Here is a 20,920-nt window from a genome sequence, read left to right on the forward strand (position 1 = left end):
CCAGTTTATCAGGCTTCCTCCGAAGAGGAAGCCTTACAGATCAATAACTAGACTTTAGGAGGGTATGGCCTTGCCCTTAGGGCTGACCATCCCATGCTTAAGTGTTATCGCCACCTTTTTTGCCGAACGGCATGCGCCGATATACCAGCAAATAAAGGGCGGGCAAAACAAACAGCGACAGCAGTGGCGCCGTGACCATGCCGCCGACCATGGGGGCAGCAATCTTCTGCATCACATCGTTGCCGGAACCTGCGCCCCACATGATCGGCAAGAGACCAAAGAAGATGGTCGCCACTGTCATTGCCTTGGGGCGAATACGCATCACGGCGCCTTCAATCAGGGCTGCACGCAGGTCGGCTTCCTGCTGCAGTTGGCCAAGGGTTTGTTTTTGTTTGATGGCATTGTTGAGGTACACCAGCATCACCACCCCAAATTCCGCAGCCACACCGGCCAGTGCAATCATGCCCACAGCCACCGCCACCGACATGTTGTAGTCCAGTAGGTACAAAAGCCAGGTGCTGCCCACCAGCGCAAAGGGCAGACTCAACATGATCATGCTGGCCTGTTTGCCCGAGCCAAAGGTGAGCATCAGCAGAATGAAGATAATGCCTATGGCCAGCGGAACCACCTGCTTGAGCTTGGCATCGACCCGTTGCATGTACTCATACTGACCGGCGAAGCTGTAGCTGTACCGCGGCGGCAGAGTCAGCTCCTGCTCTAGCACCTGCTTGGCCGACTCAATATATTGGCCGATGGAGGTGCCCTTGATATCCACAAACACCCAGGAGATCAGTCGGCCGTTCTCGCTCTTGAGCATTGGCGGGCCATCGCTGATTTGGATGTCGGCAAGGTTCCCCAGTGGCAGATAATGGCCCGACTTGGTGATCACCGGCAGATCGCGCAGTTTTTCAATGTTGTCCCGCAGCTCCCGTGGATAACGCAGGTTTATCGGGTAGCGCTCGGCGCCCTGAACCGATTCACCTATATTCATGCCGCCCACGGCGTAGCGCACCACGTCCTGAATGTCGGTCAGGGTCATGCCGTAGCGCGAGGCCACGTCCAGCTTGGGGCTGATATCTATGTAACGGCCACCACCCACGCGTTCGGCATAGGCCGAGCGGGTGTTGGGCAGTTTGGCCAGAATGGCTTCCACATTGGCACCAATACTTTGCAGCTCATCCACATCGGCGCCGGTGATCTTGATGCCCACCGGGGTTTTGATACCGGTGGAGAGCATGTCGATACGGGTCTTGATGGGTTGCACCCAGGCATTGGTCAGGCCGGGCACCCGCACAGTTTGTTGCAGCTGCTCGACGATGCCATCCAACGTCATGCCTTCGCGCCACTCATCCCTCGGTTTGAGCATGATGGTGGTTTCCAGCATGGTTAGCGGCGCCGGGTCGGTGGCGGTTTCGGCGCGGCCGATTTTGCCAAACACCCGGGCCACTTCGGGCACGGTTTTTATCAGCCGGTCGGTCTGCTGCAGCACTTCAGCCGCTTTGCCAGCGCTGATGCCGGGCAGGGCAGTTGGCATATACAGCAGGTCACCTTCTTCAAGCTCCGGCATAAATTCGCTGCCCATACGGCTCATGGGATACCAGACACTGAGCAGTGCAATTAACGCTACTGCCAGTGTGAGCTTGGGAAAATCCAGCACCTTGTTAAGTGCAGGTTTGTAGAGGGCAATCAAAAAGCGGCTGATGGGGTTGGCTTCTTCCGAGGGGATTTTGCCGCGAATAAAGTAGCCCATCAGTACCGGCACCAGGGTGATGGCCAGCACGGATGCAGCCGCCATGGCGAAGGTTTTGGTGTAGGCCAGCGGCGCAAACAATCGGCCTTCCTGGGCCTCAAGTGCAAACACGGGAATAAAGCTCAAGGTAATGATAAGCAGCGAGAAAAACAGCGCCGGCCCCACTTCGAGCGAGGCCTCGGTAACCACCTCCCAGTGCTCGCGGGTGGTGGGGGCACGGTTGTGCTTGGCGCGGAAGTGTTCCAGATGCTTGTGCAGGTTTTCAATCATCACAATGGCACCGTCCACCACGGCGCCAATGGCGATGGCGATACCGCCCAGACTCATGATGTTAGCGTTAATGCCCATGTGATTCATCACGATAAAGGCGATAAGAATCGACAGCGGCAGGGTGAACACCGCCACCAGAGTTGAGCGGGCGTGCAGCAGAAACACCAGACACACCAGCCCCACCACCAGCATCTCTTCCACCACCTTGGAGAAGAGGTTATCGACTGAGTTTTCAATCAGCTGAGAGCGGTCGTAGGTGGGCACTATCTCCACTCCTTTGGGCAGTCCGCCCTTGAGCTCCTCCAGCTTGGCTTTTACTGCCTCAATGGTGGCCAGGGCGTTTTCGCCGTAGCGCATCACGATAATGCCGCCCACCACTTCGCCTTCACCGTCGAGTTCGGCAATGCCGCGGCGGGACGCAGGCCCCTTGCGGATGGTGGCCACGTCTTTGAGCAGCAGCGGCGTACCGGCACTGGTGGTCACCCCAAGCGGAATTTCGCGAAAGTCATCCAGCGTCTGGCGGTAGCCCTTGGCCCGCACCATGTATTCGGCTTCGGCCATTTCCACCACGCTGCCGCCAGCCTCGCCGTTGGCGCGGGTGATGGCATTTTTGATGGTGGCAATATCCAGCTTATAGATGGCGAGTTTGTCCGGCTCCAGCACTATTTGATAGGTCTGCTCCATGCCGCCCACAGTGGCAACTTCGGACACCCCGGCCACGCTTTGCAGTTCCAGCTTGAGGTACCAATCCTGCAGGCTCTTGAGCTGCGATAAGTCCAGGCTGCCACTCCTGTCGACCAGGGCATACTCGTACACCCAACCTACACCGGAGGCATCGGGCCCCAGTGACGGCTCAACCCCGGTGGGCAGGCGGGTTCGCACCTGGCTTAAGTACTCAAGTACCCGGGAGCGGGCCCAGTAGATGTCGGTGCCGTCTTCAAAAATCACGTACACATAAGAGTCGCCGAACATGGAGAAACCACGTACGGTTTTGGCGCCGGGCACCGCCAACATAGCGGTGGACAGCGGATAGGTGACCTGTTCTTCCACCAGCTTGGGCGCCTGACCCGGGTAGCTGGTTTTGATGATCACCTGCACGTCCGATAAGTCAGGCAAGGCATCCAGCGGCGTCTTTTTCAGCTCATTCACACCCCAGAGGGTGACCATGAACGCCACTATCAACACCATGAATCGCTGGCGGATAGAGGACTTGATGATGTAATCCAACATGGCCTGTCTCCTAGTGCTGATGGCCGCTGCCAAGGCGCATCAAACTGCCCTTGAGGCTGGCTTCGGAGTCGAGCAGGAACTGACCTGAGGTCACCACCAGATCGCCATCGTCGAGGCCAGACAGAATTTCTGCCTTGCCCTGCGACAACATGCCCACGCCCACTTCTTTGGCCACGAAGCTGTTGTCTGAGTTACGCACTATCACCCGGTTTTGGCTGCCGGTTTGGATCAGGGCTTCCTGGGGAATGGACAACACATTGCGCTTGGGGCCGCCGTACAGTTTCACCTTGGCGAGGGTGTTGGGTCTGAGCTCTTTGTCGTTGTTGGTCAGCACCACCCGCACCCGCAGACTGCGGGTCACAGGGTCGAGTTCGGGGTAGATGTAATCGATGCTGCCCTGAATCGCGCTGATGCCCATGGCAGGCACGGCCACTTCGGCGCCCTGACCGACCTTCAGCCAGCTTTGTTCGTTCTCAAACACGTCGGCAATCACCCACACTTTGCTGATGTCGGCCAGCGCCATCACTTCGGTCATCGGCTGGATATACATGCCGTCCCGTACGTTCAACGTGGTGATGACCCCGGACTCACGGGCGTAGAAGGGTACCCGGTACTGGGTCTTGCGCGATTTTGCCAGCGCCTTGACCTGAGCTTCGTTCATGCCGAGCAGTTCCAGACGCAGTCCCGCCTTGCGCACCAGTTCCTGATAACGCTCGGCATCGCCGGATTTCTTTAAGGTGTCCAGCGCCAGCAGGTAGTCGTCCTGAGCATTAACCAGATCCGGGGAGTAGATTTCATATAACAGCTGACCCTTGGTGACCTTGTCGCCCACGGCGCTGACCTGCAGCTTCTCTATCCAGCCGTTGACCCGGGCGTGGATATGCAGGATTTGGCTCTCATCGTAACCAATCTGCCCAACAGTGGAGACAAAGCGCCACAGGGTGCCGCGCTCGGCTTTGGCAACACGCAATGCCAGCGCCTGCTGCATGTTGCCGGACACATCCACCTGCACTTCCTGGCTGCTGCCCATCTCGACTTTCTCGAGATCCATACCGCAGATGGGGCAAGTGCCGGGCTCATCGCTGATGATATGGGCGTGCATCGGGCAAACATACTTAACCTTGCCGCCTTCCATAGGGCTGGCAGCGGGTTTGGCGAAAATGTCTTTTTGTGCGGCCTGATGTGCGCTGTGATCTTCTGCTGGCTTTTGTTCTGCCTGAGGCTCGGCTTCCTCTTCCTCTTCTTTTTCTACCAGGAACATGTTGCATTTGGGGCAACGGCCGGGCTCATGACTTTCCACCTCGGGATGCATGGGGCAGGTATAGTTTTTTTGTACCGCGGCCTGTTGTTCGCCGGATGAGGACGATGCGCCGGCGCCCGGCACCAGAAACATTTTGCACTTGGGGCAACGACCGGGCTCGTGGCTTTCCACCTCGGGATGCATCGGGCAGTGGTAAATTGCCGCCTCATTGGTTTGAGCCGCTTGGTGCTGTTGATGATCTTTGGCCAGCACCATGGCTGGCATGCCAGGGCCAAAGGCCAGGCTGGCGCCAAGGAGCAGTAAGGCGCTTTTTTGCTTTTTCGTGTTCATAGTCAACCTCATTTCCACCCTTGGCCTGTCAGTGATGCTTGTGGTTCATGGTTTTTTTCGGGCAGTTGGCGCAATGCTCACCCTGGGCTGCACCGTCGGGCTCAAGATCCATACCGCAGTCGGGGCAGGAGTCACCGGCAACCCCGGTTACCTGGGGATGCATGGGGCATTTATGGGTGTGTTTGGCCTCAAGATCCATGCCGCACTTGGGGCAGCTGTCGCCGGCCTTGCCGGTAACTTCAGGATGCATGGGGCAGGCATGGCTGGCGCTGGCTTCGGCTGCCACAGCCTGATGGCTATGGTGCTCGTGGGCTGGCGTAGCCTGAGCGCTGACTGACACAGAGACAGACAGAAGGGCGGCCATAAACAGGCCTATCAGTGTTTTCATACAGATACTCCACTCGGGTCAGCAGCAAAACGAGGATAGCTGCAACGACCTAATATTCAAATAAGCTGAATTAATTGCGTAAGTTGAGGGCGTGCGTTCAGGCCTTGGGCGGCTTGAAAGCGACAGTGGGCGCAATAGAGTGGAAATGAGGCAAGGGTAACGCCTGGGCTTCTTCCGGACCAAAAGACATTGGCCAGGAATTGGCGATAGGCAGGCTCAGGCTGATGGAGATGGTCAGACAGTGGTTGCAATCACCAATGCAGAAACCGTCGCCGTCGCAACAGGAGGACATGCTGTGGTCGGGAAGCATGGTCATGTCCTGATTGTCACAACAGGCGTGTTGCTGCTCTGCCATCTCCGGGTGCCCTGTCATTAAGGCGCTATCCATGGCTTCGGTCATGTCCATGTCGGCTGACATCACCATAGCGTGGCCATTACCCGCCAGTGCCTGACCCACAAGGGCAAGCAGGGTAACTATTACCAGCAATGGTTTACGCAGCATCGGCGACATAAAGACCTCAGACCATGAACAGCGTCGATATTAGCACAGAGTACTTAATTGGATATTGATTTTACTCACAAAGCTGCAGTTGCTCAGTGCGCTGCCGCCATCTTGGCCATCATGGCAGCATGGTCGAGCAGAATGACTTGCCCGTCCGACTTGCCGTCGCGGCTCAGTGTGGCTTTCGGCGCCTTGAGAAAACGTCTGGCTTCATCATAGCTGTAGAGCTTGGGCAGCGTGAGTGTCAGCAGTTGCTCATCGCCTACGCTCAGCGGCAAATACAGCGGACCTGAGCGCAGCCACTGGCCGGAGTCGTCGGCGTTGCTGGCGTACATCTCGGCAAAGCGCAGCTCCAGCAAGTGGTCGCCTTTGGGCAGCATCAGTGGCTTGGTGATGTCGCGCTCGCCATTCACAGCCTGCAATCCCAGCTGTTCCGGCAGGTTGATAGTGGCGGCACTGGCGAGGGAAGAAAGCAGCAGGCCAGCGGTGATAACAAAAGATTTGATAAAGGTTTTCATGCAATTACTCCTGGGCCGCTAAAGGCGTACCCTAAAAATTCGACGTTAATTTTGCGTGGGTGTGGAAACACTCAGGCCAAATCAGGCGGCGGAGTTTGCAATGAACCTATAAAGGCAATCAGGCTCCAGGACGCAGTGGCAACGGCATCCTGGGGGTGATGATGGGTGCTGTGAAGCGGTAATATTGGCAAAGCCATTGCCGAGGCGCAGTGACGGGCGCAGTCGGATTCGCTGTGGCTGGCGCAGTGGGTCTGACAGTCGGTGTCGTGCTCACCTGTCACCATCATGGTGCTCATGTGGCTGACCTTTGGCATCAGAGTTGCTGCATCGCTGACCTCATGGGAAAGCTCTCCCATGGTCATTTCCATGCTCATTGGTGCATTCACTACAGACACAAGAGCCTGCACCGGGGTCAGTATTTGCCCCAGCAGCATGGTAATCAGCAAGAGTTTTAATGCCAGTTGCGGCAATCTCAGGCTCATGGTTGGCTCCGTTTATGTGTCGATTAATCAGACCGGCATGTCTGAGTAAAAGTTCCCAGGCCAACAAAAAACTGAAACTTTTAATTGATAATCAAATGGATTTAATCAATTAAGGGTCGCTGTACGGCTTGCAAGCACCTAAGCTTTACTTTAGGTTTTGATGTTGGAACATCAGGGAGGACGTGATTTGACGGCCAAAGTTTGCGCTGGATCTCAAACCCGCACAAAACTTGGGGATTCGCTCAAAAACTCCGCTTGCGGTCAAATTTCCGAAACCCGAATTACCCTACTATGGGCACACTAAAACAATAACCCGATTTTGGAGATAGAGTGATGAACTGGCGTGCACTATTCAAGCCCAGCGCGAAATACTCAATATTTGCCCTGTTGTTGGTAGGTATTGTGGTTGGCGTAGTGGGTTACTTTGCGACACAAACCACACTGCATATGACCAGTACAGACGAGTTCTGTATGAGCTGTCACAGCAATCATTCCCTTAAAGATGAAGTGCTTGCTTCTGCACACGGCAACAACAAAAACGGTATTGTTGTTCAGTGTCAGCAGTGCCACATCGCTCAGGAGCCTTTCGCTTACCTGAAGAAGAAAATCATTGTGTCCAAGGACGTTATCGGCTTCCTGACCATCGATGGTTTCAACACTCAGGAATGGCTCGAAGCCAACCGCAAAGAGCAGGCCGACCTGGCCCGCGACTACCTGCGTGCCATCGATTCTTCTACCTGTCAGAACTGCCACAATCGTATTTACGAGAATCAGTCTGAAAACATGAGCAAGATGGCCGTGCGTATGCACAGCAACAACTTCAAGAAAGAGCCTGAAAAGCGCAAGACCTGTATCGATTGCCACAAGGGCGTTGCCCACCCCTATCCAAAGAGCTGATAGCGGTCGCATGATATAGCGATAGCAAAAAGCCCCGCGATGCGGGGCTTTTTTGTGACTGTGTTTCAAAGCGCCATCAGCCCTGGCGTGCCTCGGCCTCAAACTTAGCCAGCGCCCGTGCCCGGTATTCCAGCAGCGCAAACACGCCAAAGGCAAACACCTGTAAATAGTCGCTGCCCTTCAGTGGCAACAGTTTTTTAAACAGCAGGTGAAACACGCCCAACTGGAAGCTGTGCATCACCACAGTGACTGCCAATAAAATCTTAAGCAGGGTACCGATATTGCCGTCGAAAGGCACAAACAGGTTGTAACCCATCATCACCCAGGCGCCCAGTGTCGCCAGCTTGCCAAGCATGGTCAGCCATTTCATGGGGTTTGCTCTCCCGCGTTAAATTGCAGTAATCGGTAACACACCTGACCGGCGAGCTTGTGCTTAAGCTCATCAAAGCCTTCTGGCAGCGCCATGCTGGCCAGTTCACTTTCGGTTTCCAGATACACCAGTGCACCCGGTTTCAGCCAGTCGTGGGCCTTAAGGGCATTGAGGGTCGCTTCCGCCAGCCCTTTTCTGAATGGCGGGTCGATAAACACGATATCGAAGCCTTCTGCCGTGCCTGAGGCCAGCAGCGCCAGGGTGTCGCCGTTTACGACCTCGGCGCTGTCGCACTTTAAGGTTTGCAGGTTGGTCTTAAGCTGATTGGCCGCTTCACGCTGCAGCTCAAACACCTTGGCGAAGCTGGCATAACGGGACAGGGCTTCCAGCGCCAGCGCGCCGCTGCCGCCGAAACAATCCAGCACCCGCGCGTGGGGCAAATGTGGCGCTATCCAGTTAAACAGGGTTTCACGCACCCGGTCGGTGGTAGGGCGCAGCCCTTCCAGATCCTTGATTGGCAGCTTGCGTGAGCGCCATTGGCCGCCGATGATCCGCACCTGACCTGTGCCCGAGCCGCCACTGGTCTTGGGCTTGGTGCCCTGACCGCGTCCGGCAGATGAACGATTTCTGCTCATTGGTTCCCCGTCATTTTGCCCGAAGAAAGAAAGTGGTAGACTAGGCCACCCCGTAAAAGGCCGTCATTTTAACGTAAAGCGTATCCCCAGGGATACCTTCCCAGACGGCACGGAATGACCGATGAAGCCGCCGGCTTCGCAAACGGCCCCGCGCCAACACAGACCGGTACAACAGATGTCAAAGAAAGGTTTTTTCTCCTGGTTCCGCCGGGACAAGGATGATGCGGCCGCAAAACAGGCCGAAGCAGAACGCGCCAGTGCTCAGCAGGAACACATTGCCGCCGAGCAAGCCGCAGCAGAACAGGCTGCCGCCGAACAAGCAGAACAGGCTGAGCGTCAAGCCGCCGAGCAAGCCGAGGCCGCCCGCGCCGAAGCAGCACGTCTTGAGGCTGAACGTGTTGAAGCCGAACGTATTGCCGCCGAGCAGGCTGAAGCCGCTCGCGCCGAAGCAGCACGTCTCGAGGCTGAGCGTATCGAAGCTGAACGTATTGCTGCCGAGCAAGCCGAGGCCACCCGCCTTGAGGCAGAACGTATTGCCGCTGAGCAGGCCGAAGCCAGCCGCGCCGAAGCTGCTCGTCTTGAAGCTGAGCGCGTTGAAGCAGAACGTATTGCCGCTGAGCAGGCTGAAGCCGCCCGCGCCGAAGCAGCCCGTCTCGAAGCCGAACGTATCGAAGCTGAACGTATTGCTGCCGAGCAAGCTGAAGCCGCCCGTCTCGAGGCTGAACGTGTTGAAGCAGAACGTGTTGAAGCAGAACGTGTTGCCGCTGAGCAGGCGGAAGCAGCCCGTCTCGAAGCCGAACGTATTGCTGCCGAGCAAGCTGAGACCGAACGCCTTGCCGCCGAGCAAGCCGCTGCAGCCGATGTTGAGGTGCAGCCCGAGCCCCAGGCCAAGCCGGTGAAAGAAGGCTTCTTCGCCCGTTTGAAGCGTGGCTTGATGCGCACCAGCGAGAACATCGGCAGTGGCTTTATTGGCCTGTTCCGCGGTAAGAAAATTGATGATGAACTGTTTGAAGAGCTGGAAGAGCAGCTGCTGATCGCCGACGTGGGGGTTGAAACCACCTCCAAGCTGATCAACAGCCTGACCGAGCACGCCAGTCGCAAACAACTGAAAGACGCCGAGGCCCTGTATGAGCTGCTGCGTGAAGAAATGCAGCGCACCCTGGAGCCTGTGAGCGTGCCTCTGGTGCCTGAAAATGCCGAAGGCCCTTATGTGATTCTGATGGTGGGCGTAAACGGTGTGGGTAAAACCACCACTATCGGTAAGCTCGCCAAGCAGTATCAGAGCCAGGGCAAGAGCGTGATGCTGGCTGCCGGTGATACTTTCCGCGCCGCTGCGGTTGAACAGCTGCAGGTGTGGGGCCAGCGCAACAATATCCCTGTGGTGGCCCAGCATACCGGTGCCGACAGTGCCTCGGTGCTGTTCGACGCATTGCAATCGGCTAAGGCCAAGGGCGTGGATGTGCTGATTTGCGACACCGCCGGTCGTTTGCAGAACAAGAGCCACCTGATGGAAGAGCTGAAAAAAGTGGTGCGGGTGATGAAGAAGCTCGACGAGAGCGCCCCCCATGAAGTGATGCTGACTCTGGACGCCAGCACCGGTCAGAATGCCATCAGCCAGGCCAAGCTGTTTGAAGAGGCCGTGGGCGTGACCGGTATCTCCATTACCAAGCTCGATGGTACCGCAAAAGGCGGAGTTATCTTTGCCATTGCCGATAAATTTGGTATTCCTATCCGATACATAGGTGTTGGCGAGCAGATCGACGATCTGCGGGTGTTCAACGCTCACGACTTTATTGATGCCCTGTTCAGTCAGGAGAAAACGGATAACCCATGATTCGATTTGAGCAGGTCAGCAAGGTCTACCCCGGCGGGCAAAAGGCCCTGTCCGATGTGAATTTCCATCTGCGCCGCGGCGAGATGGCCTTCCTCACCGGACACTCGGGGGCGGGCAAGAGTACCCTGCTCAAACTTATCACGGTTATCGAGCGTGCCAGCGCCGGCAAGGTGTATATCAACGGCCACGATATTGCCGATATCAGTCGTCGCCACGTGCCTTATCTGCGCCGCGAAATCGGCATGATTTTTCAGAATCACCACCTGCTGATGGACAGAAGCGTGTTCGACAACGTGGCGCTGCCACTGGTTATCGAAGGCTTTACCCACGGCGAAATCAAAAAGCGGGTGGCTGCAGCGCTTGACATGGTGGGCCTGTATGGCAAAGAGCGCCACAACCCCATCATGCTCTCCGGCGGCGAGCAGCAGCGGGTGGGTATTGCCCGCGCCATCGTCAACAAGCCCGCACTGCTGCTGGCGGATGAGCCTACGGGTAACCTCGACCCCAAGTTGTCGATGGACATTCTGCGCTTGTTTGAGACCTTCAACGATGCCGGCACCACGGTACTCATCGCCACCCACGATCTGGGGCTTATCGCCCGGATGAAATACCGCACCCTGACCCTGCGCCAGGGCCGTATGCTGGGGGCGCGCGAAATTGGTGAGCCGCTGCGCCGCGGCGAATAAAGGAGCTGACCATGCGCGAACACGGAGAGCTGACCCGCAGCAAACTGCCCTTTACCGGCCAGATTGTGATGTTCTTTATCCGCCATATTCAGCAGGGCATGGCCAGTATCGGCGAGCTGTGGCGCAATCCGGTATCGTCACTGATGACCATGGCTGTGCTGGGGGTGAGCCTGAGTCTGCCCGCCGCCTTGCAGGTGCTGGTGAAAAACGCCGATACCATCACCCAGTCCTGGAACAGTGCCGCTGAAATTTCCCTGTTTATCGATGAAGGCCGCAACGAGCAGGCGATTCAAAGCCTGATTTCCCGAATTAAGGTGTACCCGGAAATCGCCGAGGTGCAGTATATCAACCGCGATCAGGCGCTGGCCGAGTTCCAGCAGTTATCGGGCTTTGGTGAGGCGCTGTCTTATCTGGATGCCAACCCACTGCCGGCGGTGGTGACTGTGACCCCTACGGCCAAATATTCCACCCCGGTGGGTGCCCGCGAGCTGCTTGGCAAGCTTGAGCGCGAACAGGAAGTGAGCTTTGGCCGCCTCGATATTGAGTGGCTGGAGCGCTTGCAGGCGGTGATCCGTTTGCTGGAGAGCACCGTAATGGCGATTGCTGCCCTGTTGGTGCTGGCGGTGGTGCTGGTGATTGGTAACACCATTCGTCTGGCGATTATGAACCGCCGCAACGAAATCGAAGTGATGAAGCTGGTGGGCGCTACCGAAGCCTTTATTCAGCGGCCTTTCCTCTATACCGGGATCTGGTATGGCGTGATTGGCGGCATTCTGGCCTGGATCATCATCAACCTGCTGGTGTGGTATCTGGATGGCGCCATCGCCGAATTGTTGGGGCTTTACGGCAGCAATATTGAGATGGCTTCCTTAAGCTTTACCGAGCTTATCCAGCTGGTGTTTCTGGCCTCCTTCCTCGGCTGGCTTGGCTCATATCTGTCGGTACGCCAACACCTGCGGGCGATTGAGCCCTCTTAAGCCCCGCTCAGACGCGCAAAAAATGAACTTTTGTTCACTTGAGAAGTCCTATTTGCGGGGCCAAAATAGCTTTCCGGAATAGGTGGCTTGGCGGCAGTCTTGACATGACATGTCAGATGGCCGATAGTTCATCAGCCCTCCCCGAACCTCGGGTAAAGGCTCAAGTGAGAAGTAATCAGGAGAACCAATGACTGGACAAACGCAATCAATGGCACTGATGGTCCCCCAGGGAGCCGGTAGCCTTGAAGCTTATATTCACTCGGTCAACAGCATGCCCATGCTGGAGGCGGAGCAGGAGTATCAGCTCGCCAAGCGTTTGCAGGAAACCGGTGACCTGCAGGCGGCTAAGCAGCTGATTATGTCCCACCTGCGCTTTGTAGTGCACGTTGCCAAAAGCTACTCCGGCTACGGTCTGCCACAGGCTGACCTTATTCAGGAAGGCAACATAGGTCTGATGAAGGCCGTTAAGCGATTCGATCCCGATGTAGGCGTGCGTCTGGTGTCCTTTGCGGTGCATTGGATTAAAGCCGAGATCCACGAATACGTCCTCAAAAACTGGCGCATCGTCAAGGTGGCCACCACCAAGGCACAGCGCAAGCTGTTCTTTAATCTGCGCAAGGCCAAACAGCGTCTGGGCTGGTTCTCAGATGATGAAGTGGCCATGGTAGCGGAAAACCTTGGGGTATCGAAGGAAGACGTAACTGAGATGGAGTCGCGTATGGCGGCCCAGGATCAGGCATTCGATCTGGTGAACGACCACGACGATGACGAGAGCTTCGCGCCTGTTCATTATCTGGAAGACCACTCTTCCGATTTGGCGGCCAACATCGAAAACGACAACTGGGAATCTGCTGCCCAGAACCGTTTGCTGTCGGCCATCAAGACTCTGGATGAGCGCAGCCAGCACATTCTGCGTGCCCGCTGGTTGGATGACGACAAGGTCACCCTGCAGGAGCTGGCCGAGCAGTATCAGGTGTCTGCCGAGCGTATTCGTCAGCTCGAAAAGAACGCCATGAACAAACTTAAGGCCTGCATGGAAGTTTAACTTCCGGCGAGTCTGAAAAAACCGGCCTGAGCGCCGGTTTTTTTATACCTGTTTAGCCTTTAAGTTAGCCTTTTAGGCCTTCCCGCGCCAGCAGCGCCTGTATCAGTGCCTTTCGATTGGGCTTAAGGCCGCTGCTGCCTGTCTCGTGCCAGGCATTCTCCGGCCAGGCAAAGTAGCGCCGTGGCCGCTTGAAGCGGGCAATGTGGCTGGCAAGAAACGCATCCAGCTCAGCTTGGCTTGGCATGGTGCCGCTATCCTGCCTTAAGCGCAACATGGCGTGGGGCAGGTTGCCAAAGCGTGCGTCAGCCAACGCAAATACCAGCGCCTCGGCGATGGCTGGATGACGACACAGCGCCGCTTCCACTTCCTCCGGTTGCAGATTCTCGCCGCCGCAAACAAACATGTTATCCAGCCGACCTGCCACAAACAGCCGACCGTCAGCATCAAGGTGGCCTTTGTCCCTGGTGGCAAACCAGCCGTCTATGGTCAGCGGCCTTTCTATGCTGTTTGGCGTCAGATAGCCCAGAAACAGGGTATCGCCGCGCACCTGAATTTCTCCGTCCTCAATGCGCAGTTGCCGCCCGGGCAGCAGAGTACCGCTGGCGCCTTCGCTGTTGGCTGGCCCGGTGGTGATTTGTGAGCTCATTTCCGTCATGCCGTAGCTGCTAAAGGCTGCAATCCCGAGGGCTTTCACGCTCTCCAGCAGGGATACAGGCATGGCGCCGCCGCCAAGCAGCAAGGCTTTCACCGATGACAGACGCTCGGGCGCTTGGCCCAGCAATTCGCTTAGCTGAGCTGCCACCAGTGACACATGGGTTGGCTTTAGCTGGGCGAGGCTGTCGCTGAGGGTGCGCTCTGTCGGAATGGCCACACAGGCGCCTTCGAGAACGCAGCGGTGCAAAATCGCCAGCCCACCGATATGAAACAGCGGCAGTGATAACAGCCAGCTGTCGCCTGGCTTAAGGGGTATGAGTGACGCCGACCCAGTGGCGCTGGCCATGTAGTTGGCCAGGCTGTGCAGTGCGGCTTTGGGCTCGCCGCTGGAGCCCGAGGTCAGTACCAGATTAACCGGTGCCTGCCAGTCGATAAGGCCGGGCTCAGGTGTGTCCGTTTCTGTATGGGTGTTTGGGCATGCGGTGACGGAAAACTCATCGATGGCGCCAAGCCTGGGTATTTGGGGATCGCCATAATAGATGGCATCCAGTTCCAGCCGCCCGGCGAGCTTCTCAAGCTGTGCCTTGGGGAAGCGCCATGACAGCGGGCAAAACAGGCTGCCAGCCTCCACACAGCCCCAGTAAAGCAGCACCTGCTCGGGGCTGTTGCGGCCAATGACTCCCAGCCGTTTAATGCCTGCCTGTTTAAGCGCGGCGCCAATGTGCCGTGCTTTGAGTGCCAGCTCGCGGTAGCTGAGACGGGTATCGCCCCAGCGCAGGGCACAGGCATCGGGCCAACGATCGGCGGCCTGTTGCAGCGGTGACAGTGCGGTTGATGCCGTCAAAGCAGTGAAGCCCCAATTTCAGAGCCCTGAATCGAGCCCGGGGCACTGGGTGTAAGCAGTCGGTTCTTGCCGCTTGGCAGCACACAGTCAGCATCGAAGGCGGCCAGAGTATCCAGCCCCGGTGCTTCGTCCGGGGTTGTTATGGCAGCAAATTGCCTGAGTGCATCTATGCCGAGGGAAGACTCAAGGCTTGAGCTGATAACGCAGCGCACCCCGAGGGCATGGGCCTGGTCGATAAGTCGTTGCACTCTGGCGGGGGAGCCCAGCAGCATGGGTTTGAGCACCAAAGCTTTAAGGCCCTGAGCCTGTGGGTCCGAATGTAGCGCGTCTGTCCCTGAGGCAATGGATTCATCCAGCGCGAAGCCGATGCCGGTGGCACGGTGCAGGGCCGGGTTGTCCAGCGGGTTGCGACAGGGCTCTTCAATATAGTCGATGCTTTGAAGCGGCAGACAGGCGCAAAAGTCGATGGCGGTTTCCAGCTCAAAGCCCTGGTTGGCATCGAGGCGCAGCTTTAGCCTGGGCCTGGCCGCCAAAATGGCATGGATAAGCCGAAGTTCCTCCTCCATGGAGGTTTGCGCCACCTTGACCTTGGCAAAGCGGGTCGTATCCGGCAGTGCTTTGACCCGCAACATCAGAGCATCAAGACTCTCGCCCGGGTTTAAATATAGCAGCGGTACCGCCGGGATGGCCGGGGTGCGGGCATTGTCATCAAAGCTGTGGCCGAAATGGCCCCTGAGTTTGGCCGCAGTCACGCCGAGGCCCCAGCCGATGGCGGGCAGGCTGGCGTCATCGGCGGCCTGTTCCAGCTCATCCAGGGTAGCAATCTGTTTCAGGCTGGTCTTAAGCGCGGCAATACAATCATCCAAAGACTCCCTGCTGAAGCCCTGAAGCGATTCACCATCGATATCGATCCCCGACAGCGGGGCTATCTCGGAAAAAGCAGTTACACCATCCAAACGCGCTTCAAGCACCAGGCCCTGTCTGTGGTCGATGCGCTGCTTGCCCACCGGTAAGGGGCGGGAGAGGGCGATACGGTAGGGGTAGAGGGCGAATTCCATAGAAGAAGTCATGATTGGGTTCCATCGATAAGGTCAAGCAGCAAGGTCGCCAGTACTCCAGGCTGCTCGGCATGGCAATTGTGGCCTGCGCCGCGAATGCTGTGGCTGTGGACAGGCGCCAGCTGCTGCCAGTTCCGGGCAATGGCGGCAAACTTGCTGTCGTGCTCGCCATAAATAAAGTTGACTGGGCAACTGAGCATGGCGGGCAATTGCCACAGGTCTTGTTGCCTGCCAAGGGAAGTGGACCGGTAAAGGGTAACCAATTGATTGCGCTGGGTATCCGGATGGTCTTGCAGCCGCTTTTCGATAAGCCGGGCGCGGCTGACATGGTCCAGATGAGCGAACACTCCCTGTCGATACCAGTCGTCCAGAAACTGGCCGAGTGGTTCGCTGGCCAGCCGCTGGGCCCAAAGTTCATCAGAGCCAAGCCGCTCGTTGCGGGCAGAACTATCTGCGAGGCCCGGATGGCAGGATTCCAGAGTGAGCGATAACAGCCGCTGCGACCGATGCCCTTCCTGCCCCTGCTTGGCCTGCAAGCGTTTGGCCAGATGCAGCGCCAATCTGCCGCCAAGGGAATAGCCCAGCAAGTGAAACTGACTCACCTCATGCTCGGTCAGATAGCGCTTCAGCGCGTTGCAGACACCGTCGAAATTGAACTCGCTGCAGGGCAGAGGATTCAGGCCGTGGCCGGGCAGATCCGGGGTCAACACCCGCAGGCGATTACCCAGCGTTTGCCTGAGCGCATCCCAATCGCGGCCGCTGCCCAGAAAACCGTGCAGCAGCACCAGCGTTGGTATCAGCGGCTTCGCATCCACTCTGCCATCCTCTTGATTTGATTGCTGGCCTGGTCGTGGGCGACTGTCACTTCAATCAGGCTGGCGCCGGGATGTTCCAGCGCGCTCTGATAAGCCTCCATAAAGCTGTCCATGTCTTCGGCTCTGTCGTAGGGCAGGCCGAACATGGCTGCACCATAGCCAAATTCCAGCCCATGGCTCAGGCGGTAAAAATCGCTTCTCAGGTTCTCGGAAGGCACCGGCAGCAGGTTGAAAATATTGCCGCCATCGTTATTCAGCACCACTATGACCAGCGGCGACTGGCAGCCTCGCGCCAGCGCCAGCGAATTGAGATCATGCAGCGCCGACAGGTCGCCGATAATCAGGGTTGTGGGTCTGCCCTGATGACGGGCCACGCCGCAGGCAGTAGCCAGCAAGCCATCGATGCCGGAGGCGCCGCGATTGGTAAAGGTACTGGCGGCGCAGCAGCCGATGGGGGCGAACATGTCGTACAGCCGCACCGGCAGGCTGTTGCCGATAAAGAGCTGCTGCTCGGCGGTGTGGCTGGCGGCAATGGCGCGCACTACCTGGGCCTCGCCAAACTCGCCGCCGTCGATATGGTGGATAAAGTCCTGCTCTGCGGCCTGATTCAGTGCCGTCAGTTCATTGGCCCAGTTGGCCTCGCTGGAGCGCGGCCAGTCCAGCGCCGCCATCTCACCCGCACGGCCAAGCCACAATTGTTTGCTGCTGTGGCTGGGGTCGAGCCGCTCCTGTGCTGGCAATACCTGCCATTGGCTGTGCCAGTCTTTTTCGGCCAAAAAGGCGATAAGCCGTTTTGACAGCAGGCGAGCGCCGAACACCAGCACCCGATCGGCCTGTTCCAACAAGCCTTTGGCTCTGGGGCTTTGCAGCAGTTGGTCGATATGGCCAATGGCGCCCGGATGTTGCCGCAGTTGGCACTGGGCATCGGTCAGCAGCGGCCAACCAAGCTTTTGCGCAAGCGTAATGAGTTCCAGCGGTGCCTCGTCTTCGGTGAGGGTGCCTGCCACTATCACGCCCTTGCCGTGGACGAAGCGCATCATGGCGTCCCTCGTCGGTGGGCTGAAGGGGCGCGATGGCGCTATGTCGAGGTAGGGCGTTTGGGTGGCCTGCCAGTGACTGAGGCGGCTAAGGTAGCCGTCGAAGCCGCTGAGCTCAGACGCTTCGCTGGGATACAGGGGCTCGCGGTACATGCAGTTGATGTGCAGTGGCCGACTGAGGTTGGCAAGCTTTTCGTCGATGGCACTGAGCAGCGCTTCCGGTGCTATCTGGCGGCTTGGCGCCGGCAGGTTCAGCGGCTCGGCATACTGGCCGAAGATCCCGGGCTGGGGAATCGCCTGATTGGCTCCGCAGCCAATCAGCTCCCAGGGACGGTCGCCGGAGAGCACAATCAGCGGCACCCGGGTCAGCCAGGCTTCGACAATGGCAGGGTAGAGATTGGCCACCGCAGTGCCCGAAGTGGTGATGATGGCCACCGGCGTGCCGCTGGCCTTGGCCAGTCCCAGCGCCAGAAAGCCCAGCCCACGCTCATCGAAATGCAGATGGCGACTGAGCTTGGTTTGTGCGGCTGCGGCCAGAGTGAGTGGCGTGGAGCGCGAGCCCGGCGCCATGCACAGGTGCTGCACGCCATAGCGTGACAGCTCTTCGAGAATAAGTGAGCCCCAAAGCAGATTGAGTTCGGCTGTGCCTGGATGAGTATGGTCCATGGGTCAAAATATCGGGGAACTGATGACCATAGTTTACCGCTAACTCCAGCGCATAAAAGGCAATTTTTTCGCTTGGTGCCAGCGGTGTTGCCAATTGCCGACCGGCTCACTCAATTCGGGCGCCATTTGGCATTTTGGTGATCGGGCTGTGGCGCAATTGAGATCAGCTGGCGAGGTTATTGATCCACTCGCTCATTACCACATGGGTTTTAATTTTTACTATTTCGGTGTGGGTATCTATGTATTCGCGGATTTCGTGCAGGCGCCGCATCGACGGGGTATGAACGTACACCAGCAGATCCATATCACCTGAGATGCCGTGGCAGGTCAGCACTTCGGGAATGGCCTGAAACACATGCACCACGTCGGCGCAGCGGGGGCATTTGTGCTGAATTTCGAAGTAGGCTGACACCCCTTCTTTTTGCGACTCGGACAAGAGCACCTGATAACCACGGATAACACCTGTGCTCTCGAGCTTTTTGATCCGGTCCGACACAGCGCTTCGCGACAAATTCACCCGCTCGGCAATGGCCGATACGCTCTGGCGTGCGTCTTCCCTCAGTGCCTGCACTATGGCCTTGTCGAATTTATCCACCTTGAAGCAGCTCCCCATGACTGTTGCCGACGAAATGACGGCAAACTGATTAATATCCGGCAAAATGACGGCTTTATGCCCTGGTATGGCGGAAAAGCACGACAGAATGTTATTCGGTGCCCGACTATACTTTGGCTCATTCCCCGCAGCAATAATTTAACAGATGGAACATATCAAAGGAACGATCGGACGTTGGCAAGGCGCCGGACTCATGGCCACCACTTTATTGGGTACCGGGGTGTTTATCTTACCGCAGATGACCCTGGAAAAGGCCGGTGCCAGTGCGCTCTGGGCCTGGGCGCTGCTTACCCTGGCCATTATCCCTGTGACCCTGGTGTTTGGTCGTTTGGCTAGCCGTTTTCCCCATGCCGCCGGGCCAGCCTTCTTCGTGGAAAAAGCCTTTGGCCGTACCCTCGGGCGCAGTATCGGGCTTATCTTTTTGCTGGTGATCCCCATGGGCGCCCCGGCCGCCATTTTGATGACATTTCAGTTTGTCACCGCTTTACTGCCATTGGCGGGCGCTGAGCTGTTGGTGGCGCAGCTGCTGGTGATAGGTCTGTTGTGGCTCGCCAATTTAAAGGGATTGCAGGTGTCGGCCAAGGCGCAGTTCGCACTGACGCTGGGGATTGTGTCTGTGGTTCTGGCGCTGTTTATGGCGCTTGGTGTGCAGCATCAGGCCGTCGAATTGCCGGATTTTGAATCAGCCTGGCAGACAGGTCCCATGATGCTGGCTGCGGGTATCGCCTTCTGGAGCTTTCTCGGGGTTGAGGCTATGACTCACCTGGCCCACGATTTTCGTGAGCCGGAAAAAGACATGATCCCGGCGATGATGATTGGCACTGTGCTGGTGGGGCTGATTTATCTTGGCTGTACCAGCCTGCTGTGGCTGGTGCCATCCAGCACAGGCGTGGCCATGATGGGGGTATTCGATGCCCTGCTTGGCGGCGCCGGTGCTCAGGTGATTGGGGTGCTGGGGATTGCCGCCGGCCTGGCTACCGTGAATGTGTATGCCGGCAGTGCTGCCAGACTGCTGTGGAGTTTTAGCTGCGAAGGCATTATGCCGCGCTATTTCCAGCGTCTTAACGACCACGGTGTGCCGGTGCGCGCCCAAACGGCGATTCTGGGCACCATGGCGTTGGTGCTGACCCTGGTGTTTGTGTTCAAGCAGGATCTGGAGCAGCTGATTGCCTGGAGCAACGGGGTGTTTGTAATTATCTATGCCATGTCGATGCTGGCGGCCTTGCGTTTGCTTGGCGCATCGTCCCGCCCGTGGATCTTATTGGGGTTGGGTTTCTGCATTGCGCTTGGGATATCGCTTGGCGAACGTATGGCTTATGCGGCGGCGTTGCTGATGCTGGTGTTGCCCCTGCTGTGGTGGCAGAAGGGGCATTTGCAGCGTAAAGCGGATAGTGCCTGTTAAATCCGCTGATCCAGGCTGAAGTCGAGGCGGATCTGCTGGTTACTCACAGCAACCGGTTTGCCATCGACCATCCTGGGTTTGTACTTCCAGCGCTTAACTGCGTCGCGGGCGGCGGCATCGAAGGTGCGTTTGGGGTTGGCATCCAGCACCCGGATATTAGTGGTGCTGCCATCGGCGGCAATATCGAAGCCCAACACCACAAAGCCTTCCTTGCCGTTTTGGGCGGCGCTGATGGGATAGTTAGGCTGGATTTGCACCACGGGCACGGCCTCAAAGTCGTTGTTGCCAAAATCGTGACCTGTCGGTTGCACCGGTGGCAGCTCAATGGTGGGTGTATCGATTAAAGTGCCGTTTGGATCGCCGCCGCCAGTGGCGATAGCTATGGGTTTTATTGGCTCAGGGATAGGTGGTGGCGTGCGCTCCCGAATCGGCTTGGGATCGACTCTGTCCGGCATGGTGACCTGGAGTGTAGGTGTCGGTGTCGGCTGCTGATATTCCACCGGCGGCTGTTTCACCAAATAGGCCATAAAGACAAACAAGCCCAGGGTGACCAAGGCGCCCAGCATTCCCAGCGTACCTTTTCGCATCAGTGATTTACCCATATCCACCTTCCTGTGTTGTATTGGCATTCACTGATATAGCTAGCAGCTTGTTTT

The 20,920-nt window shown here is 57.5% G+C and carries 20 protein-coding genes; 6 read left to right on the top strand and 14 right to left on the bottom strand.

Annotated elements, in window-relative coordinates:
* Nucleotides 1–97: 97 nt before the first annotated feature.
* The 6 genes from MJ923_RS12845 to MJ923_RS12870 form a co-directional block, all read right to left on the bottom strand.
* Nucleotides 98–3,250 carry an efflux RND transporter permease subunit gene (locus tag MJ923_RS12845; protein ID WP_240591439.1) on the bottom strand — a complete coding sequence of 1,051 codons (3,153 nt, stop codon included), beginning with the start codon at nucleotides 3,248–3,250 and terminating at the stop codon, nucleotides 98–100.
* 10 nt (nucleotides 3,251–3,260) lie between these two features.
* Entirely contained in the window at nucleotides 3,261–4,766 is a 1,506-nt protein-coding gene (locus MJ923_RS12850; RefSeq protein ID WP_476748701.1) for an efflux RND transporter periplasmic adaptor subunit, read from the bottom strand.
* Nucleotides 4,767–4,869: 103 nt separating this feature from the next.
* Complete coding sequence (locus tag MJ923_RS12855) at nucleotides 4,870–5,229, bottom strand: heavy metal-binding domain-containing protein (protein WP_240591441.1); 360 nt, start codon at nucleotides 5,227–5,229, stop codon at nucleotides 4,870–4,872.
* 97 nt (nucleotides 5,230–5,326) lie between these two features.
* Nucleotides 5,327–5,740, bottom strand: a complete 414-nt coding sequence (locus tag MJ923_RS12860; RefSeq protein WP_240591442.1) for a hypothetical protein — start codon at nucleotides 5,738–5,740, stop codon at nucleotides 5,327–5,329.
* Nucleotides 5,741–5,823: 83 nt separating this feature from the next.
* Entirely contained in the window at nucleotides 5,824–6,249 is a 426-nt protein-coding gene (locus MJ923_RS12865; protein WP_240591443.1) for a DUF2057 family protein, read from the bottom strand.
* Nucleotides 6,250–6,320: 71 nt separating this feature from the next.
* Nucleotides 6,321–6,731: a hypothetical protein gene (locus tag MJ923_RS12870; protein WP_240591444.1), complete on the bottom strand. Its 411-nt coding sequence runs from the start codon at nucleotides 6,729–6,731 to the stop codon at nucleotides 6,321–6,323.
* Between the two features lie 333 nt (nucleotides 6,732–7,064).
* Here MJ923_RS12870 and MJ923_RS12875 point away from each other — a divergent pair, with 333 nt between their 5' ends.
* Nucleotides 7,065–7,628 carry a NapC/NirT family cytochrome c gene (locus MJ923_RS12875; RefSeq protein ID WP_240591445.1) on the top strand — a complete coding sequence of 188 codons (564 nt, stop codon included), beginning with the start codon at nucleotides 7,065–7,067 and terminating at the stop codon, nucleotides 7,626–7,628.
* Between the two features lie 76 nt (nucleotides 7,629–7,704).
* Here the strand turns inward: MJ923_RS12875 and MJ923_RS12880 are convergent, their stop codons facing one another.
* The gene (locus MJ923_RS12880) at nucleotides 7,705–7,998 is read right to left on the bottom strand and encodes a DUF1145 domain-containing protein (protein WP_240591446.1); all 294 of its coding nucleotides are present in this window, start codon (nucleotides 7,996–7,998) and stop codon (nucleotides 7,705–7,707) included.
* Nucleotides 7,995–8,633 (bottom strand): 16S rRNA (guanine(966)-N(2))-methyltransferase RsmD, encoded by a 639-nt coding sequence (rsmD, locus tag MJ923_RS12885; protein ID WP_240591447.1) that lies wholly within the window; start codon nucleotides 8,631–8,633, stop codon nucleotides 7,995–7,997. The genes MJ923_RS12880 and rsmD overlap by 4 nt, the downstream gene beginning before the upstream one ends.
* Before the next feature lie 175 nt (nucleotides 8,634–8,808).
* On the opposite strand from rsmD, the gene ftsY reads away from it, so the two are divergent.
* The 4 genes from ftsY (at nucleotide 8,809) to rpoH (ending at nucleotide 13,175) form a co-directional block, all read left to right on the top strand.
* On the top strand, nucleotides 8,809–10,467 hold the full coding sequence (ftsY, locus tag MJ923_RS12890; RefSeq protein WP_240591448.1) for a signal recognition particle-docking protein FtsY: 1,659 nt from the start codon (nucleotides 8,809–8,811) through the stop codon (nucleotides 10,465–10,467).
* Nucleotides 10,464–11,153 carry a cell division ATP-binding protein FtsE gene (gene ftsE, locus MJ923_RS12895; RefSeq protein ID WP_126168642.1) on the top strand — a complete coding sequence of 230 codons (690 nt, stop codon included), beginning with the start codon at nucleotides 10,464–10,466 and terminating at the stop codon, nucleotides 11,151–11,153. Before ftsY ends, ftsE begins: the two co-directional genes overlap by 4 nt.
* Before the next feature lie 11 nt (nucleotides 11,154–11,164).
* Entirely contained in the window at nucleotides 11,165–12,130 is a 966-nt protein-coding gene (ftsX, locus tag MJ923_RS12900; protein WP_240591449.1) for a permease-like cell division protein FtsX, read from the top strand.
* A gap of 187 nt (nucleotides 12,131–12,317) precedes the next feature.
* Entirely contained in the window at nucleotides 12,318–13,175 is an 858-nt protein-coding gene (rpoH, locus tag MJ923_RS12905; RefSeq protein ID WP_126168640.1) for an RNA polymerase sigma factor RpoH, read from the top strand.
* 64 nt (nucleotides 13,176–13,239) lie between these two features.
* On the opposite strand, the gene menE is transcribed toward rpoH, so the two are convergent.
* The 5 genes from menE to MJ923_RS12930 form a co-directional block, all read right to left on the bottom strand.
* Nucleotides 13,240–14,673 (bottom strand): o-succinylbenzoate--CoA ligase, encoded by a 1,434-nt coding sequence (menE, locus tag MJ923_RS12910; RefSeq protein ID WP_240591450.1) that lies wholly within the window; start codon nucleotides 14,671–14,673, stop codon nucleotides 13,240–13,242.
* Nucleotides 14,670–15,743, bottom strand: coding sequence for an o-succinylbenzoate synthase (gene menC / locus MJ923_RS12915; protein WP_240591451.1), 1,074 nt, complete (start codon nucleotides 15,741–15,743; stop codon nucleotides 14,670–14,672). The genes menE and menC overlap by 4 nt, the downstream gene beginning before the upstream one ends.
* Nucleotides 15,740–16,546 (bottom strand): 2-succinyl-6-hydroxy-2,4-cyclohexadiene-1-carboxylate synthase, encoded by an 807-nt coding sequence (menH, locus tag MJ923_RS12920; protein ID WP_240591452.1) that lies wholly within the window; start codon nucleotides 16,544–16,546, stop codon nucleotides 15,740–15,742. Before menH ends, menC begins: the two co-directional genes overlap by 4 nt.
* On the bottom strand, nucleotides 16,528–18,249 hold the full coding sequence (gene menD / locus MJ923_RS12925) for a 2-succinyl-5-enolpyruvyl-6-hydroxy-3-cyclohexene-1-carboxylic-acid synthase (RefSeq protein ID WP_240591453.1): 1,722 nt from the start codon (nucleotides 18,247–18,249) through the stop codon (nucleotides 16,528–16,530). The genes menH and menD overlap by 19 nt, the downstream gene beginning before the upstream one ends.
* Nucleotides 18,250–18,412: 163 nt before the next feature.
* A complete protein-coding gene (locus MJ923_RS12930) occupies nucleotides 18,413–18,844 on the bottom strand; it encodes an Lrp/AsnC family transcriptional regulator (RefSeq protein ID WP_240591454.1) in 432 nt (143 codons plus the stop codon).
* Nucleotides 18,845–19,007: 163 nt separating this feature from the next.
* Here MJ923_RS12930 and yjeH point away from each other — a divergent pair, with 163 nt between their 5' ends.
* Nucleotides 19,008–20,264: an L-methionine/branched-chain amino acid transporter gene (gene yjeH / locus MJ923_RS12935; protein WP_240591455.1), complete on the top strand. Its 1,257-nt coding sequence runs from the start codon at nucleotides 19,008–19,010 to the stop codon at nucleotides 20,262–20,264.
* Here the strand turns inward: yjeH and MJ923_RS12940 are convergent.
* Nucleotides 20,261–20,866, bottom strand: a complete 606-nt coding sequence (locus MJ923_RS12940; RefSeq protein WP_240591456.1) for an energy transducer TonB — start codon at nucleotides 20,864–20,866, stop codon at nucleotides 20,261–20,263. The genes yjeH and MJ923_RS12940 overlap by 4 nt on opposite strands.
* Nucleotides 20,867–20,920 lie beyond the last annotated feature (54 nt).

Source organism: Shewanella zhuhaiensis (assembly GCF_022484835.1).
Lineage (GTDB): Bacteria > Pseudomonadota > Gammaproteobacteria > Enterobacterales > Shewanellaceae > Shewanella > Shewanella khirikhana.

Excerpts from the sequence above, each read along its gene's own strand:
- MJ923_RS12845 (WP_240591439.1), bottom strand. The coding sequence starts at position 3,250 with ATGTTGGATTACATCATCAAGTCCTCTATCCGCCAGCGATTCATGGTG.
- MJ923_RS12850 (WP_476748701.1), bottom strand. The coding sequence starts at position 4,766 with ATGGTGCTGGCCAAAGATCATCAACAGCACCAAGCGGCTCAAACCAAT.
- MJ923_RS12855 (WP_240591441.1), bottom strand. The coding sequence starts at position 5,229 with ATGAAAACACTGATAGGCCTGTTTATGGCCGCCCTTCTGTCTGTCTCT.
- MJ923_RS12860 (WP_240591442.1), bottom strand. The coding sequence starts at position 5,740 with ATGTCGCCGATGCTGCGTAAACCATTGCTGGTAATAGTTACCCTGCTT.
- MJ923_RS12865 (WP_240591443.1), bottom strand. The coding sequence starts at position 6,249 with ATGAAAACCTTTATCAAATCTTTTGTTATCACCGCTGGCCTGCTGCTT.
- MJ923_RS12870 (WP_240591444.1), bottom strand. The coding sequence starts at position 6,731 with ATGAGCCTGAGATTGCCGCAACTGGCATTAAAACTCTTGCTGATTACC.
- MJ923_RS12875 (WP_240591445.1), top strand. The coding sequence starts at position 7,065 with ATGAACTGGCGTGCACTATTCAAGCCCAGCGCGAAATACTCAATATTT.
- MJ923_RS12880 (WP_240591446.1), bottom strand. The coding sequence starts at position 7,998 with ATGAAATGGCTGACCATGCTTGGCAAGCTGGCGACACTGGGCGCCTGG.
- rsmD (WP_240591447.1), bottom strand. The coding sequence starts at position 8,633 with ATGAGCAGAAATCGTTCATCTGCCGGACGCGGTCAGGGCACCAAGCCC.
- ftsY (WP_240591448.1), top strand. The coding sequence starts at position 8,809 with ATGTCAAAGAAAGGTTTTTTCTCCTGGTTCCGCCGGGACAAGGATGAT.
- ftsE (WP_126168642.1), top strand. The coding sequence starts at position 10,464 with ATGATTCGATTTGAGCAGGTCAGCAAGGTCTACCCCGGCGGGCAAAAG.
- ftsX (WP_240591449.1), top strand. The coding sequence starts at position 11,165 with ATGCGCGAACACGGAGAGCTGACCCGCAGCAAACTGCCCTTTACCGGC.
- rpoH (WP_126168640.1), top strand. The coding sequence starts at position 12,318 with ATGACTGGACAAACGCAATCAATGGCACTGATGGTCCCCCAGGGAGCC.
- menC (WP_240591451.1), bottom strand. The coding sequence starts at position 15,743 with ATGACTTCTTCTATGGAATTCGCCCTCTACCCCTACCGTATCGCCCTC.
- menD (WP_240591453.1), bottom strand. The coding sequence starts at position 18,249 with ATGGACCATACTCATCCAGGCACAGCCGAACTCAATCTGCTTTGGGGC.
- yjeH (WP_240591455.1), top strand. The coding sequence starts at position 19,008 with ATGGAACATATCAAAGGAACGATCGGACGTTGGCAAGGCGCCGGACTC.
- MJ923_RS12940 (WP_240591456.1), bottom strand. The coding sequence starts at position 20,866 with ATGGGTAAATCACTGATGCGAAAAGGTACGCTGGGAATGCTGGGCGCC.